We start from the raw sequence: 14,284 nt of genomic DNA on the forward strand, positions 1-14,284 counted from the left end.
GATCGACACAGAAAGGTTCGGCATGGCTGAACGGGGACGACCACGCGCCTTCGATCGCGCCGAGGCCTTGCGCCGCGCCATGGAGGTGTTCTGGGAACACGGCTACGAGGGCGCGTCGATGAACGACCTCACCGCCGCGATGGGGATCAACTCACCCAGCCTGTACGCCGCGTTCGGCGGCAAGGAGGCGTTGTTCCGCGCGGCCGTCGACCTCTACGGGCACACCGACGGCGGCTACACCGCCCGTGCGCTGCGCGAGGAACCCACCGCGCGGGCGGCCATCGAGGCGATGCTGCGGGACAACGCGATGGCCTACACCGAGGAGAACAAGCCGCACGGGTGCATGGTCGTGCTCGCGGGCTCCACCTACACCACGAGAAACACCGGCATCCGCGATTTCCTGATCGACAAGCGCCGCGCGACGACCGAAGACATCCGGCGACGACTCGAGCGCGGCGTCGCCGAGGGCGATCTGCCGCCCGGTACCGACAGCGCGGCGCTCGCCGCTTTCTACACGACGGTCCTCTACGGGTTGTCCATCCAGGCACGGGACGGCGCGGCGCTGCCGGAACTCACCGCGTCCATCGACTGCGCCATGGCCGCCTGGCCCGCCCCGGCCGACTGACGCGGGCTACTTCCGGCGCAGCGCCGCGATGCGCTCACCGAGTTGTTCGGCGGTGGCCAGCGCGGTCGGCGGCCCGCCGCACTCGCGGCGCAGCTCGCCGTGGATCACGCCGTGCGGCTTCCCGGTGCGATGGTGATGCATCGCCACCAGGCTGTTGAGTTCGCGCCGCAGCTCGCCGAGCCGATCGGCGGTGGCGACCCGCTCCGCGGCGCCCGCCACCTGTGGACCGGGATCCGGGACGGGCGCGGACAGGCTCCGATCCGCGACCTGTCTGGCCTGCCGCTCACGCAACAGCGCGCGCATCTGCTCGGCGTCCAGCAGGCCCGGAATCCCGAGGTAGTCGGCTTCCTCGTCGCTTCCGGCGAAAGTCGCGGTACCGAAGGAGGATCCGTCGTAGATCACCTGGTCGAGCTCGGCGTCGGCGGCCAGCGCGACGAAGGACTTCTCCTGCTCGCCCGGTTCGTCCTGCTGCTTGTTCGCCTCGATCAGCAAGTCGTCGTCCAAGCCGTTCTTCTCCCGGTGCGGCTTGCCGATGACGTGGTCGCGCTGCAACTCCAGTTGCGCGGCCAGATCCAGCAGCACCGGTACCGACGGCAGGAACACCGTCGCGGTCTCGCCGGACTTACGGGCACGCACGAAACGCCCGATCGCCTGCGCGAAATACAACGGGGTGGAGGCGCTGGTCGCGTACACCCCGACGGCGAGGCGCGGCACGTCGACGCCCTCGGACACCATGCGGACCGCGACCATCCAGGGCTGGGTGCTGTTGCTGAATTCGGCGATGCGGTTGGAGGAGGCCGGGTCGTCGGACAGCACCAGCGCCGGCTTCTCACCCGAGATGTGTTCCAGCAGTTCGGCGTAGTCGCGGGCACGGTCCTGGTCGGTGGCGATCACCAGACCGCCCGCGTCGGGCATGCCGGAGGCGCGCTTCTGGCGCAGCCGGATGTCGGCGGCGCGCAGCACGGCGGAGATCCAGTCGCCGGCCGGGTCGAGCGCGGTCCGCCAGGCACGGGCGGTCTGCTCGGCGTTCAGCGGCTCGCCGAGGCGGGCGGAATACTCCTCGCCCGCGCTGTCGCGCCAGTGCGCTTCGCCGGAGTAGGCCAGGAAGACCACCGGCCGCACCACGCCGTCGGCGAGCGCCTCGGCGTAGCCGTAGGTGTGGTCGGCGCGGGACTTCGGGAAACCGGACTCGTCGGGTTCGTAGACGACGAAAGGGATCTGGCTGTCGTCGCTGCGGAACGGGGTACCGGTCAGGGCGAGGCGGCGAGTCGCGTCGCCGAACGCCTCAGCGGTCGCGTCACCCCAGCTCTTGGCGTCTCCCGCGTGATGGATCTCGTCGAGAACGACCAGCGTCCTGCGATTCTCGGTGCGCACGCGGTGGCGCGAGGGATGCGCGGCGACCTGCGCGTACGTGACCACGACACCGTGATAGTCACCCGAGGTGCCACCGGTGGAGTTGGAGAACCGCGAGTCCAGCGCGATCCCGGAGCGCGCCGCCGACTGTGCCCACTGGTGCTTCAGATGTTCGGTGGGCGCCACCACGGTGATCTGGTCCACAGTGCGGTCGGCCAGCAGTTCGGCGGCCACGCGCAGCGCGAAGGTGGTCTTGCCCGCGCCAGGGGTGGCCACGGCGAGGAAGTCCCGTGGTTTGGTGGCCAGGTACTTCGTCAGCGCACGTCGCTGCCAGGCGCGGAGGGAACCGCCGCTGACGGCGGGGCCGATCGCTTTCGAATCGCCCGGCGTCTCTGCCTCTCCCGCCACAGCGGCGCCACCCGACCCAGTCACGCAGACGACCCTAGCGGCCCGGCACGGCGTGTCGCCAAACCGACGCGGCGGGCGCGACGGGCATCACACGGCCACCAGCCAGGACGCTGGGAGTTCACCCGATGCCCACCGACACGTCGCGCGCACACTCCGATGCGGATCGCCGAAGTGCGCGATGCTGTAAGCACGATGACCGAGCACCACGCCATTCCGGGGGATCCGCCGCGGACCGACACACCGTCGACCCGCGCCGCCGCTGTGCGCCCTCCCACTTGGGCCGACCGCGCGAGCGCGTGCACAGCGGTGTTGAGCAGACGGGCCGCCGCGCTGATCCTGCGGGTGGCGGCGAAGGCGTGGACGGATTCCATCTTCGCCAAATCGGCCGCGGCCGCGTTCTGGCAGACGCTCTCGCTGGCGCCGCTGTTGCTCGGCCTGCTCGGCAGCCTCGGTTACGTCGGCGGATGGTTCGGCCCGGACACGGTGCAGATCGTCGAGTCCAAGATCATCGCGTTCAGCCGGGAGCTGTTCAGCGCCAGCGTGGTGTCCGATCTCATCGAGCCCACGGTGCAGGACGTCCTCGGGCGCGGGCGCGGAGCGGTGGTGTCGGTGGGCTTCGTGCTGTCGCTGTGGGCCGGATCGTCGGCGATGGCGACCTTCGTCGACTCGATCGTGGAGGCCCACGACCAGCAGGACGCGCGGCACCCGGTGTGGCAGCGCATCTTCGCGCTGTTGCTGTACCTGCTGTTCCTGGCGGCGTCGGTGTTCATCCTGCCGCTGGTGGCGCTGGGGCCGACGCTGATCGGGCGGGTGCTGCCCACCGCGTGGCGGGCCACCGGACTGCAACTGCTGGACTTCTTCTACTACCCGGGCGTCGGCCTGCTGCTGATCGTCGGGCTCACCACCCTGTACAAGCTGGCACTGCACACCTCGTTGCCCTGGCACCGGCTCTTCGGCGGGGCGCTGGTGGCGGGGGTGTTCTTCATGGCGGCCAGCGAAGTGCTGCGCCGCTACCTGTCGTGGGTCAGCCGCACCGGCGTCACCTACGGTGCGCTGGCGACGCCGATCGCGTTCCTGCTGTTCACGTTCTTCCTGGGCTTCGCGGTGATCCTGGGCGCGGAGTTCAACGCGGCGGTGCAGGAGTTCTGGCCCGCCCGCGCGACGCGCATGGAGCAGGTCAAGGAGTGGATCGCCAATCAGGTGCGCGGCGAGAGCGGAACCGACGCGGACACGACGGATCCCGACGAGGCCGCGGCGGGGCCGGACGACGCGGGCTCCGACGACCTGCGCGCCGTGCTCGATCTGCGCGCGGCGCGGTCCTCGTCCGGCGAGTAGATCGTCGCCTCAGTCGCCCTTGCGTAGGCCGTCGTAGACCTTCTTGCACTCCGGGCACACCGGAGAGCCCGGCTTGGGCGAGCGGGTCACCGGAAAGACCTCTCCGCACAGCGCGACCACGTGGGTGCCCAGCACGGCGCTCTCGGCGATCTTGTCCTTCTTCACGTAGTGGAAGAACTTCGGGGTGTCGTCGCCCGTCGTCTCGTCGGTCGTCGTATCCGGGCGAACCATGGTGTCGGTGCTCACGCACTCCATGATGCCGCATCGCGCGACAACCCCGCTGATCACGGTCTCACCTCGGTGTCGCATCACCGGCCACCGCCGAGCAGACCCGACCCCACCTCGGAGTCGCATCACCGGCCACCGCCGACCAAACCCCACCCCACCTCGGTGTGTGCGCGGAAGGACCACGAGTGGAAGACTCGGGGTATGCAGCAGAACGGCGATTCCCCATCCGCCGACGGCCGCGACCGCGAAGAGCACCCCGACGTGACGATGCCGACGCAGCCCCGCCGTTCCTCCGGATACTTCCCAGGCACCGACGACAAGCACCCCGCGTTGATCACCGAGGCGGCGCCCTCGCTGGACGATCAGCACCGGGCCCGGGTGCGCAGGTACACGATCATCATGGCGTTCCGCATCCCGTGCCTGGTCCTCGCCGCGATCGCCTACAGCGCGTTCGGCAACCCGCTGCTGTCCATCCTGATCATCGTCGCGTCGATTCCGCTGCCCTGGATCGCGGTGCTGATCGCCAACGATCGTCCGCCACGCCGCAAAGACGAGCCCAGCAGGTGGGACCGTCCGCGCACGGCCATCGAGTCGCGTCCGCACAACGCCATCGACGGTTGAGCCCGCCGGAAAGACCGGCTCACCGCGCCGCTGCCGGAGGCCTGCGGACGACGGCCGACATCACGGCGGCGGCGCCGCACAGAGCGCCCGCCAGGTACCAGGCGAGGTCGTAGCTGCCTTGCAGGTCACGGATCACGCCCGCGCCGGTGGCCGCCACCGCCGAGCCGATCTGGTGCGAGGCGAACACCCAGCCGAACGCGACGGGGCCGTCGGCGCCGAACAGTTCGCGGCACAGCACGACCGTCGGCGGCACCGTGGCCACCCAGTCCAGACCGTAGAAGACGATGAACACCCACAGGCTCGGTTGCGTGTCCGGACCCAGCAGCGCGGGCAGGATCAGCAACGACAGACCGCGCAGCGTGTAGTAGCCGATCAGCAGGTAGCGCGGATCGATCCGGTCGGTCAGCCAGCCCGAGGCGATGGTGCCCGCCACGTCGAAGACGCCGACGACGGCCAGCAGGCTCGCCGCGGCGGTCGGCGGCATGCCGTGATCGTGCGCGGCACTGACGAAATGAGTGCCGACCAGCCCGTTGGTGGACGCGCCGCACACCGCGAAACCGCCTGCGAGCAGCCAGAACCCGGGACGCCTCGCGATCGTCCCGAGCACCGTGAGCGCGCGCGACGCGCCGCCCGCGGCGGGCACGCGCAGGCCCGCCGTGCTGTCCGGCTCGGCGCCGTAGGCTCGCACGCCGAGGTCGCTCGGGTAGTCCCGGATGAACAGCACAACCAACGGCGCCACGGCCAGCGCCGCGCCCGCGACGATCAGCGACGGCAACCGCCAGCCGTGGGCGTGCGCCAGCGCCGACACCAACGGCAGGAAGACCAACTGTCCGGTCGCGCCCGCGGCGGTGAGCACGCCGGTGACCAGACCGCGCTGTCGCACGAACCACCGGCCGGTGATCGTGGCGACGAACGGCATGGACATCGACCCGACGCCGACACCGACCAGCAGGCCCCAGGTCAGCACGAGGTGCCACGGCCGGGACATGAAGACCGTCAGCCCGCTGCCCGCGGCGACCAGCAGCAGCGCGCAGGCGACCACCCTGCGGATGCCGAAGCGATCCATCAGCGCGGCGGCGAACGGCGAGATCAAGCCGTATAGCAACAGATTCAGTGAAACGGCCGTCCCGATGGTGCCGTGCGACCAGCCGAACTCCTCGTGCAACGGGTCCATCAGCACGCTGGGCACGGAGCGGAACGCGGCCGCGCCCAGCAGGGCGATGAAGCCCACGCCTGCGACCGGCCACGCCGGATGTAAGCGCCGGCGCGGCGCGGTAGCCAGGGAAACGGGAGTCGGCGTCTGCAGTTCGGTCACCCGATGAGCCTGCCCGAACCATGCTCACGCAACGAGTGGCTGAAATGCCACATAACATTGAATTCCTGCCAAATGTGGCGGCGCCGGTATTTTCTCGACAAGGCGGGCACGCGTCCCTAGGGTCGCATGAGGCCTCGCGCACCACGATCACCGGCCACGGTTTGTTGCGGGCGACAAGACAGGAGTGCACATGATTCGGTGGATCTGGGTCTTCCTGGACCGCCCGGCGCAGCGTTTCGACGACTGCGCGAAGTTCTGGTCCACGGTCACCGGCACCGAGCTCTCCCCTCGGCGCGGCGCGAACGACGAGTTCCTCACCCTGTTGCCGGACCCGGCGCTGTTCGCCGCGGCGAGCGTCAAGATGCAAGCGGTGACCGGCCTCGGCGGCGTCCACCTCGACCTGGACGTCGACGACATCCCCTCCGCCGTGCGCACCGCGCTCGGCCTCGGGGCCGAGCTGGTCGCCAACCATCCCGGCTACGCCGTCCTGCGATCCCCCGGCGGCCAGACGTTCTGCCTGACTCCCAGCGGCCGCGCCACCAGCACGCCCGCTCCCGCCGTCCGGGCTCCGGACGGCGCGCTGTCGCGCCTGGACCAGGTGTGCCTCGACATCGGCCCCGACGATCACGAGGTCGAGACCCGCTTCTGGACGCTGCTGACCGGCTGGACCCATCAACCGGGCAGACGGCCGGAGTTCGCCCGGTTGCGCTCCGAGGAACGGCAGCTGCCCGCGCAGCTGCTGTTGCAGCGCCTCGGCGAGAACCGCCCGACCAGCGCGCACGTCGATCTGGCGGCCACCGACATCGACGCCACCGCCGCGTGGCACGAGTCACTCGGTGCGACCGTGGTGGAACGTCACGAACACTGGATAGTCCTGAGCGATCCCGGCGACGCGTTGTACTGCGTCACCGGACGCGACCCCAGCGGGGTCTGACCGGCTCCGGCGGCGGCCCGAGTGGCAGCGCGGTGCCGCGGAACACAGCGGGCACCTGATCCGCGCCCGGTGGTCGCGGTGGCAGAGTACGGGTGTGCCTACGAACCGATCGACGACCACCGGATCGCTGCTCGCCGCGCTGTGCCCGGATCTGCGGACCGCGCTCACGCGGGTGGGCTACGACGCCGACACCCTGCTCGAGGTGCTCGGCGAGGCGCACGCGGCGCTGGGCCGGTCGGAGCCGGTACCGGTGCGCCGCGCGGCCCGCGCGGCAGGCGAGCTGGGCACCCTCATCCGTCTGTTGCTGTTGGGCGACGCGCTGCCCGAGCGGGAGGTGGCCGCGGCGCTGGCGCCGGTCGAGATGGATCGCGCGGTCGCGGCGGGCCTGCTGGAGCGTGAGGGCGACGAGGTGCGTGCGGCGCTCGACCTGCGGCCGCTCGACACGGGCGCGGGCACTCGGTGGGTGCTGTCCGACCTCGACGACTCGATGCGCAGGCGCACACTGACCGAGGATCACGTCCTCGGCGTCGGCCACGCCTCCCTCTCGCTGCTGCGCGCCACACCCACCCGGCCGGTCGGCACGGTGCTCGACCTCGGCACCGGGTGCGGCGTGCAGGCGGTGCACGCCGCCTCCTACGCGCGGCGCGTGACCGCCACCGATGTCAATCCCCGCGCATTGTGGCTGGCCGAGGCCACCGCCGCGCTCAACGAGTTGGACATCGAACTGGTGGAAGGCTCCTGGTTCGACCCGGTGCGGGGCAGGCGGTTCGACCAGGTCGTGGCCAATCCTCCGTTCGTGGTGGGCCCGGGGCGTGTCGAGCACACCTATCGCGATTCCGGCCTCGCACTGGACGGCGCGAGCGAGTTGGTCATCTCGCAGGCCGCCGACTTGCTGGCGCCCGGCGGTACCGCCGCGATGCTCGCCGCGTGGGTCCATGTCGACGACGAGGACTGGCGCGGGCGCGTCTCCTCCTGGTTGCCCGCGCACGGGGTGGACGCCTGGGTGGTGCAACGTGACGTCGCCGACCCAGCCCTGTACGTGGGCACCTGGTTGCGCGACGCGGGCGCGGACCCGCGCGATCCCGCCACGCAGGCCCGCGCGGAGCGCTGGCTGGACGCCTTCGAGGCAGCCGACGTGGCGGGCATCGGTTTCGGGTTCGTCTACCTGCGCGCCATCGATGGGCCGACCGAATTGCTCGCCGAGGACCTCACCCACGGCTTCGATGATCCGCTCGGCGAGGAGGCCTTCCGGTATTTCGAGCGCTCGGCCTGGTTGCGGGCCGTCGCCGGCGACGAAAATCTCGCCTGGTCTTCACGTTTCGTCGTGGACCGGGCGACGGCGCTGGAGCGGGTGTATCTGCACGACGCCGAGGGATGGGAGCCGAAGGTGGCGCGACTGCATCGCGGCGACGGCCCCCGCTGGCAGCACGAAGTGGATGAGGCGACGATCTCACTGCTGGCGGGAATGCACGCCGACGGCCTGCCGTTGTACGACCTGATCGAACTGCTGGCGCTCGCCCATGGATCCGATGCGGTGGGCACCGAGTTCGCCGCCGACGCGTTGTCCGTGGTCACCGGCCTGGTTCGGCACGGATTGATCAAGCCCGTGTGAGAAACGGCAGCCGCGCGCCGGCCGGTGCAGGTCCTGGCCGGGGATCGTCCCCGCGCTGCGGCGCTTCTCAGGAACTTCTCAGACGAGAAGGGCGAAAACCGCTGCTCAGAGCGGTTTATGCCAGCCGTAACGGGGAACTTTCTCCCTGTCGGGTCCGTTTATCGGAGTGAGACACCACCGACAGGAGGCAAGTCATGACAAGCCCCGCCACCACTCGTGTGCGCACCAGCGATTCGGACCTCGACGCTCAGAGCCCTGCCGCCGACTTGGTACGTGTGTACCTGAACGGAATCGGCCGCACCGCGCTGCTCACCGCTGCCGACGAGGTCGAGCTGGCCAAGCGCATCGAGGCGGGCCTCTACGCGCAGTACCTGCTGGAAACCGGCAAGCGACTGTCGGCGTCCCGCAAGCGTGATCTGGCGATGATCGTGCGCGACGGTCAGGCCGCCCGGTCGCACCTGCTCGAAGCCAACCTGCGCCTTGTTGTCTCGCTCGCCAAGCGGTACACCGGCCGCGGCATGCCGCTGCTCGACCTGATCCAAGAGGGCAACCTCGGGTTGATCCGCGCCATGGAGAAGTTCGACTACGCCAAGGGCTTCAAGTTCTCCACCTACGCCACCTGGTGGATCCGGCAGGCCATCACTCGCGGCATGGCCGACCAGAGCCGCACCATCCGCCTGCCCGTCCACCTCGTCGAGCAGGTGAACAAGCTGGCCAGGATCAAGCGCGAACTGCATCAGCAGCTGGGCCGCGAGGCCACCGACGAGGAACTGGCCAACGAATCCGGCATCCCGGTCGACAAGATCTCCGATCTGCTCGACCACAGCCGCGACCCGGTGAGCCTGGACATGCCGGTCGGCAACGACGAAGAGGCCCCGCTGGGCGATTTCATCGAGGACTCCGAGGCCACCTCGGCCGAGTCCGCGGTCATCGCCGGTCTGCTGCACCACGATGTGCGCAGCGTGCTCGCCACCCTGGACGAGCGCGAACAGCAGGTCATCCGGCTGCGGTTCGGCTTGGACGACGGCCAGCCGCGCACGCTGGACCAGATCGGCAAGCTCTTCGGTCTCTCCCGCGAGCGGGTACGTCAGATCGAGCGTGAAGTCATGGCGAAGCTGCGCAAGGGTGAGCGGGCCGACCGGCTCCGCGCCTACGCCAGCTGATCGTCCGGCGCCGGCCGCCCCGAGACAGCGCCGGCGTTCGGCTCGGTGGCCCTTCCGCCAGGGTCACCTTCCCGCGCCGACCGGTATGCGCGCGTGCCCGTCCCCTCCGGGCGTCGCGCGGGCCGGTCGGCGGTGTCGTATCCCCCTCTCCGCGCCGCGTCGGCTCAGCTCTGGTCCACCGCGATGTCGTATTTCACGGTGTCGCCTTCCACCGAGGTCACCGTCAGCGTCACACCGAGCGTGTTCCCGGCCGCGGTGAGCGTGCAACGCATGGTGGTCCCTTCTTTGCCAGTGAGATCACCGGGGCAATCGATCGCGTCGGGTTCCTGCCCGACCTTCTCGGTGAGCGAGTCCTTGACCGACTTCTCCAAGTCGGCCTCCTTCACCTTCGGGGTGCCGATTGTGACGGAACACGCGGTGAGCGCCGCCGCGAGCAGCGACAAGACGGCAACACTGCGAATCTTCATGGCGAGCAGGCCTTTCTGACGGACGAACGTGACATCCCCAGATCGCGGCAGAAGCGATCGTCCGTTATCGGACATTTCGCGTGTGACGTGTGCGAGCCGATGTCTCAGCCGTGCCACGCGATAGGCGGGGCGTGCTGCGCAGCGAATTCGCCCGGCGGATCCGCCGAGGCTCAACCCAATCGGCGCGGACCGGTGTCGAAACGGCTGGGCTGCGGGCCGATCCGGGCGCGGGCGTACAGGATCTCCGCTGATGTCGGCGAGGCCAGCACCGGATCGAAGGACAGTTCCCGCATCTCCGGCAGGTCGTCGAACAGCGCCGAAATGCGCTGGGCCAGTTCGGCGAGGGCCGCTTTGTCCACGCGTGGACTCGCCGGCGTACCCGACAGCAACGGTGCGGCTCGCGGCGCGTCGATCAGGGCCGTCGCCTCGTCGGCGGTCAACGGCAGTGCCCGATAGGCGCGGTCGCCGAGCAACTCGATGATCAGGCCGGACAGGCCGAATTCGATCACCGAGCCGAACGACGGGTCGTCCTGGACGCGCAGGATGCAGCCGACACCCTTGGTGGCCATCTTCTGGATGTGCAGTACCGGATCACCGCACAACTCCGCCAAGTCCGCGTATCCCTGTCGCACCGCTTCGGGACGCCACAGATCGAGCCGGACGCCGGTGAGATCCGGTCTACGCCGCCACAACTCGCCGGTCGCCTTGGCCGCTACCGGATAGCCGAGTTCTTCCGCGGCGGCGACCGCTTCCTCGGCATTGCGTACCTCGCGGAACTCGACGACCGAGATGCCATAGCAAGCAAGCAGTTCCACCGTTTCCAGATCGGTGAGCCGCCGACCGCCCGAACCGGCCATCCAATCGGCCACCAATTGACGCGCACGGTCGGTGTCGATGCCCTCCGGCCGCACCACCGGCGAGACCGGCCTGGTTCGCCATGCGGCGTATCGCCGCACCCGGGCCAGCGCTCGAGCCGCGCGTTCCGGATCCGGATACGACGGGATCGAGCCGTGCGCCGCCGTGGCGCCGGGACCACGCACCGCGAGCAGGTTCGGAATCCCTTGCTCGGCGACGAACGTGGTGAGAATCGGCTTGTTCGCCTCGGGCACCGCGGCCGCCGCCGCTCGGATCGCGTCGGCGAAACCGGCGGTCGGCAGCGGCACCGGAGGTGCGAAAACGACGATCAAGGCGTCCGTCTCGTCCGAGCGCAACGCTGCGACCAGAGCGTCCAGATACGCGCCCGGCGTCGCCTGCGGACCGAGGTTGACCGGCTCGCCGACCTCGAGGCCCTCCCCCTGCGCCGCGTCGACGGCCAGCCAGTTGAGCGCCGCGCTGTTGCCGACGACCGCCAGCCGCGAGCCGCGCGGCAACGGCTGATAGCCCAGCAGAGCGGCGCAGTCGAACAGTTCGGAGATCGAGTCGACCTGGACGATTCCGGCCTGGGCGAACAGATCCCGCACGATCGACCGGTCCATGTCCCCTGCGGGCTGAGCGACCGAGCGGCCGCTGCTCACCGCGACGATCGGCTTGGTCCGGGCCACCCGGCGCGCGATCCGGGAGAACTTGCGCGGATTACCGAAGCTTTCCAGGTACAGCAGCACCACATCGGTGTCCGAGTCGCTGTCCCAGTACTGCAGCAGGTCGTTGCCGGAGACGTCGGCACGGTTACCGGCCGACACGAACGTCGACAAACCGAGATTGCGGGCGGCCGCCTCCCCGAGGATGGCCGCGCCCAAGGGCCCGGACTGGCAGAAGAAACCGATACGTCCGCGACCGGGCAACACCGGGGCGAGGGTCGCGTTCATGGCGACCGCCGGATCGGTATTCGCGATGCCGAGCGCGCTCGGCCCGACCACGCGCATGCCGTGCCCACGAGCGGCCGCCACCAGTTCGCGTTCGGCCGCCGACCCCCCGGCGCCGGTCTCACCGAAACCCGCGGTCAGCACGACGAGGCCTTTGACCCCTTTGGCCATGCAGTCGTCGAGCACCGAGCCGATCGCCGCGGGCGGCACCGCGACCACGGCGAGATCGACCTCGTCGGGAATCTCCCGGACCGTCGCGTACGCCCGCACCCCGCGCACCGACTTGCGGTTCGGGTTCACCGGGAACACCGGCCCCTGGAACAGACCCGACAGCAGATTCGACAGCACCGCCCCGCCCACCCGCCCGGTCGCGGGGGTGGCGCCGATCACCGCCACCGATCGCGGGGTGAGCAGATTGCCCACGCTGCGCGCCTCGGATGCGCGTTCGCGCGAATCACGCACCGACAGCAATGCTTCGGTGGGGTCGATGGCGAACTCGAGATGCAGGACCGACCCGTCCCGGCTGCGCTCGACCTGGTAGCCCGCGTCGCGGAAGACCGTCACCATGACGGTGTTCTCCGCGAGCACCTCGGCGACGAAGGTCTCGATCTTGTTCTCCGCGGCGGCGCCGGCCAGATGCTCCAGCAGGATCGAGCCGAGCCCGCGCCCTTGATGGCCGTCGGCGACCACGAACGCGACCTCCGCCGCCCGCGGCCCACCCCGCTCCAGCAACTCGTAGCGGCCCACCGCGACGATCGCCTCGCCGAGTTCCAGCACCAGGCCGACCCGGTCGTGGTAGTCGACATGCGTGGTGCGATACAAATCCTTCGGCGAGATCCTGGGGTACGGGCCGAAATATCGCAGATACCTGGTGCGGTCCGACAGCGCGCCGTGGAACTCCTGCAGCCGCTCGGCGTCGTCGGGAGTGATCGGGCGCAGTCGTACGACGCCACCGTCGGAGGCGAGCACGTCGGCGAACCAGTGCTGCGGCGGCGGGGGCGGGGTGGCGGGAGTGTCCGCGGTGTCGGGAAAGTCAGTCACGAGGATCCTCCGGGTCCAGACCCAGCAACCCGAAAGTCGCTCGGCGGGTGGCCAGCACGGCCATGTCGACGGCACGTTGGGCGCGATCGACCCGTACGTCACCGGTCTCACCGGTACCGCCGGGGCCGTCCCATGGACGGTAGGCGACGTCACCGCCGTCGCCCATGGTGCGCGGCGGGTCCGCCCGCGGCACCGCCGCGCCGATCAGGTCGATCCAGTCCTGCGGGATCGCTGTCGCGGGATCGATGGTGCGATCCAACGCGGTGGCCAGCAAGTGGGTCCAGGCCCGCGGCACCACCCGGACCAACCCGTATCCGCCACCACCGACGGCCAGCCAGCGTCCTTCGGCATAGCGGTCGGCGAGTTCACGCATGGCGCGGAAGGCCGCGCGCTGTCCGTCGACGGTGAGTTCCAGGTCGGCCAGCGGATCTTCCCGATGGCTGTCCACCCCGCACTGGCTGACCACGATCTGCGGACGGAATGCCTCCACCGCGCCCGGGACCACGGCATGAAACCCTCGCAGCCACTGAGCGTCCCGGGTGCCCGGCAGCAACGGCAGGTTGATCGACGTGCCCTCCGCCGCGCCGACGCCGATCTCCTCCGGCCAACCGGTGTTGGGCCACAGGGTGGCCGGATGCTGGTGCAGCGAGATGGTCAGTACCCGTGGGTCGGCGTAGAAGGCCCGTTGCACGCCGTCGCCGTGGTGCACATCCACGTCGATGTAGGCGATCTTGTCGAAACCGTGGTCCAGCAGCCAGGAAATGGCCACCGCCGCGTCGTTGTACACGCAGAACCCCGCCGCCGAATCGGCCATCGCGTGGTGCATGCCGCCGCCGATGCTCACCGCCCGGTTGGTGCGGCCCTCCGCGATCTCCCTGGCCGCGGCCAGCGTGCCGCCGACGATCGTGGACGCCGCCTGGTGCATTCGCGGAAAAACCGGATTGTCCGGGGAACCGAGACCGAAGGGTGGAGCGGCAGGCGAACCCACCGGCGGCACGGCGCGTTCGACCGCGTCCAGGTAGTCGGGCGTGTGGACGCGCAACAGATCGGGGCGTTCCGCGGCGGCGGGCTCGAGCACTTCGACGCCATCGAGCAAGCCGAGACTCTCCGCCAGCGCCATGGTGAACTTCAGGCGCGCGGGCTGCATCGGGTGCTCCGGAGTCCAGCGGTAATCCAGGAACCGCTCGGTCCAGACGACGGTTGCGGGGCGGCTCGTTCCGGGCGAAATCGGCGCCCGAGGTTCGCCGCGCGGTGCAGTGGCCATGCTCGCAACGCTAGCGGGAAGCAAGGAACCCCGCGAAACGTTCCTATGCAGTACAAATACAAGAAAGTATGCTCACGGCCGCCTGCCGTGCGCCGATCACGTTCCCGCAATGCCGC

General features: G+C 69.9%; 12 protein-coding genes. 6 read left to right on the forward strand and 6 right to left on the reverse strand.

Going from position 1 to position 14,284, the window contains the following annotated elements; all coding sequences use genetic code 11:
• The first annotated feature begins 22 nt into the window (after positions 1-22).
• A complete protein-coding gene (locus ACFV2O_RS08315; protein WP_379251176.1) occupies positions 23-625 on the forward strand; it encodes a TetR/AcrR family transcriptional regulator in 603 nt (200 codons plus the stop codon).
• Positions 626-631: 6 nt separating this feature from the next.
• On the opposite strand, the gene ACFV2O_RS08320 is transcribed toward ACFV2O_RS08315, so the two are convergent.
• Entirely contained in the window at positions 632-2,386 is a 1,755-nt protein-coding gene (locus ACFV2O_RS08320) for a DEAD/DEAH box helicase (protein WP_379251563.1), read from the reverse strand.
• 192 nt (positions 2,387-2,578) lie between these two features.
• On the opposite strand from ACFV2O_RS08320, the gene ACFV2O_RS08325 reads away from it, so the two are divergent.
• Entirely contained in the window at positions 2,579-3,721 is a 1,143-nt protein-coding gene (locus ACFV2O_RS08325; protein ID WP_379251177.1) for a YihY/virulence factor BrkB family protein, read from the forward strand.
• Positions 3,722-3,730: 9 nt separating this feature from the next.
• Here the strand turns inward: ACFV2O_RS08325 and ACFV2O_RS08330 are convergent, their stop codons facing one another.
• A complete protein-coding gene (locus ACFV2O_RS08330; RefSeq protein WP_039799212.1) occupies positions 3,731-3,967 on the reverse strand; it encodes a DUF3039 domain-containing protein in 237 nt (78 codons plus the stop codon).
• Positions 3,968-4,216: 249 nt separating this feature from the next.
• Between ACFV2O_RS08330 and ACFV2O_RS08335 the strand changes: the two genes are divergently transcribed.
• Positions 4,217-4,570, forward strand: a complete 354-nt coding sequence (locus tag ACFV2O_RS08335) for a DUF3099 domain-containing protein (protein ID WP_355071024.1) — start codon at positions 4,217-4,219, stop codon at positions 4,568-4,570.
• Between the two features lie 19 nt (positions 4,571-4,589).
• Here ACFV2O_RS08335 and ACFV2O_RS08340 read toward each other — a convergent pair whose 3' ends face one another.
• Positions 4,590-5,885, reverse strand: a complete 1,296-nt coding sequence (locus ACFV2O_RS08340) for an MFS transporter (RefSeq protein ID WP_355070346.1) — start codon at positions 5,883-5,885, stop codon at positions 4,590-4,592.
• Between the two features lie 190 nt (positions 5,886-6,075).
• On the opposite strand from ACFV2O_RS08340, the gene ACFV2O_RS08345 reads away from it, so the two are divergent.
• The 3 genes from ACFV2O_RS08345 (at position 6,076) to ACFV2O_RS08355 (ending at position 9,594) form a co-directional block, all read left to right on the forward strand.
• Positions 6,076-6,819: a VOC family protein gene (locus ACFV2O_RS08345; protein ID WP_355070344.1), complete on the forward strand. Its 744-nt coding sequence runs from the start codon at positions 6,076-6,078 to the stop codon at positions 6,817-6,819.
• 94 nt (positions 6,820-6,913) lie between these two features.
• Positions 6,914-8,431 (forward strand): methyltransferase, encoded by a 1,518-nt coding sequence (locus ACFV2O_RS08350; RefSeq protein WP_379251178.1) that lies wholly within the window; start codon positions 6,914-6,916, stop codon positions 8,429-8,431.
• Between the two features lie 194 nt (positions 8,432-8,625).
• The gene (locus tag ACFV2O_RS08355) at positions 8,626-9,594 is read left to right on the forward strand and encodes a sigma-70 family RNA polymerase sigma factor (RefSeq protein WP_355070340.1); all 969 of its coding nucleotides are present in this window, start codon (positions 8,626-8,628) and stop codon (positions 9,592-9,594) included.
• A gap of 164 nt (positions 9,595-9,758) precedes the next feature.
• Here ACFV2O_RS08355 and ACFV2O_RS08360 read toward each other — a convergent pair whose 3' ends face one another.
• The 3 genes from ACFV2O_RS08360 to ACFV2O_RS08370 form a co-directional block, all read right to left on the reverse strand.
• A complete protein-coding gene (locus tag ACFV2O_RS08360) occupies positions 9,759-10,061 on the reverse strand; it encodes a DUF4333 domain-containing protein (protein WP_379251179.1) in 303 nt (100 codons plus the stop codon).
• A gap of 170 nt (positions 10,062-10,231) precedes the next feature.
• Positions 10,232-12,904 carry a GNAT family N-acetyltransferase gene (locus tag ACFV2O_RS08365; protein ID WP_379251180.1) on the reverse strand — a complete coding sequence of 891 codons (2,673 nt, stop codon included), beginning with the start codon at positions 12,902-12,904 and terminating at the stop codon, positions 10,232-10,234.
• A complete protein-coding gene (locus ACFV2O_RS08370) occupies positions 12,897-14,168 on the reverse strand; it encodes an acetoin utilization protein AcuC (protein WP_379251181.1) in 1,272 nt (423 codons plus the stop codon). The genes ACFV2O_RS08365 and ACFV2O_RS08370 overlap by 8 nt, the downstream gene beginning before the upstream one ends.
• Between the last annotated feature and the right edge of the window lie 116 nt (positions 14,169-14,284).

It is taken from the genome of Nocardia sp. NPDC059691, from assembly GCF_042733915.1.
Lineage (GTDB): Bacteria > Actinomycetota > Actinomycetes > Mycobacteriales > Mycobacteriaceae > Nocardia > Nocardia sichangensis.

What these genes read in the sequence shown, in the direction of transcription:
- ACFV2O_RS08315 (WP_379251176.1), top strand. Translation starts at nt 23, where the DNA reads ATGGCTGAACGGGGACGACCACGCGCCTTCGATCGCGCCGAGGCCTTG.
- ACFV2O_RS08325 (WP_379251177.1), top strand. Translation starts at nt 2,579, where the DNA reads ATGACCGAGCACCACGCCATTCCGGGGGATCCGCCGCGGACCGACACA.
- ACFV2O_RS08335 (WP_355071024.1), top strand. Translation starts at nt 4,217, where the DNA reads ATGCCGACGCAGCCCCGCCGTTCCTCCGGATACTTCCCAGGCACCGAC.
- ACFV2O_RS08345 (WP_355070344.1), top strand. Translation starts at nt 6,076, where the DNA reads ATGATTCGGTGGATCTGGGTCTTCCTGGACCGCCCGGCGCAGCGTTTC.
- ACFV2O_RS08355 (WP_355070340.1), top strand. Translation starts at nt 8,626, where the DNA reads ATGACAAGCCCCGCCACCACTCGTGTGCGCACCAGCGATTCGGACCTC.
- ACFV2O_RS08360 (WP_379251179.1), bottom strand. Translation starts at nt 10,061, where the DNA reads ATGAAGATTCGCAGTGTTGCCGTCTTGTCGCTGCTCGCGGCGGCGCTC.
- ACFV2O_RS08370 (WP_379251181.1), bottom strand. Translation starts at nt 14,168, where the DNA reads ATGGCCACTGCACCGCGCGGCGAACCTCGGGCGCCGATTTCGCCCGGA.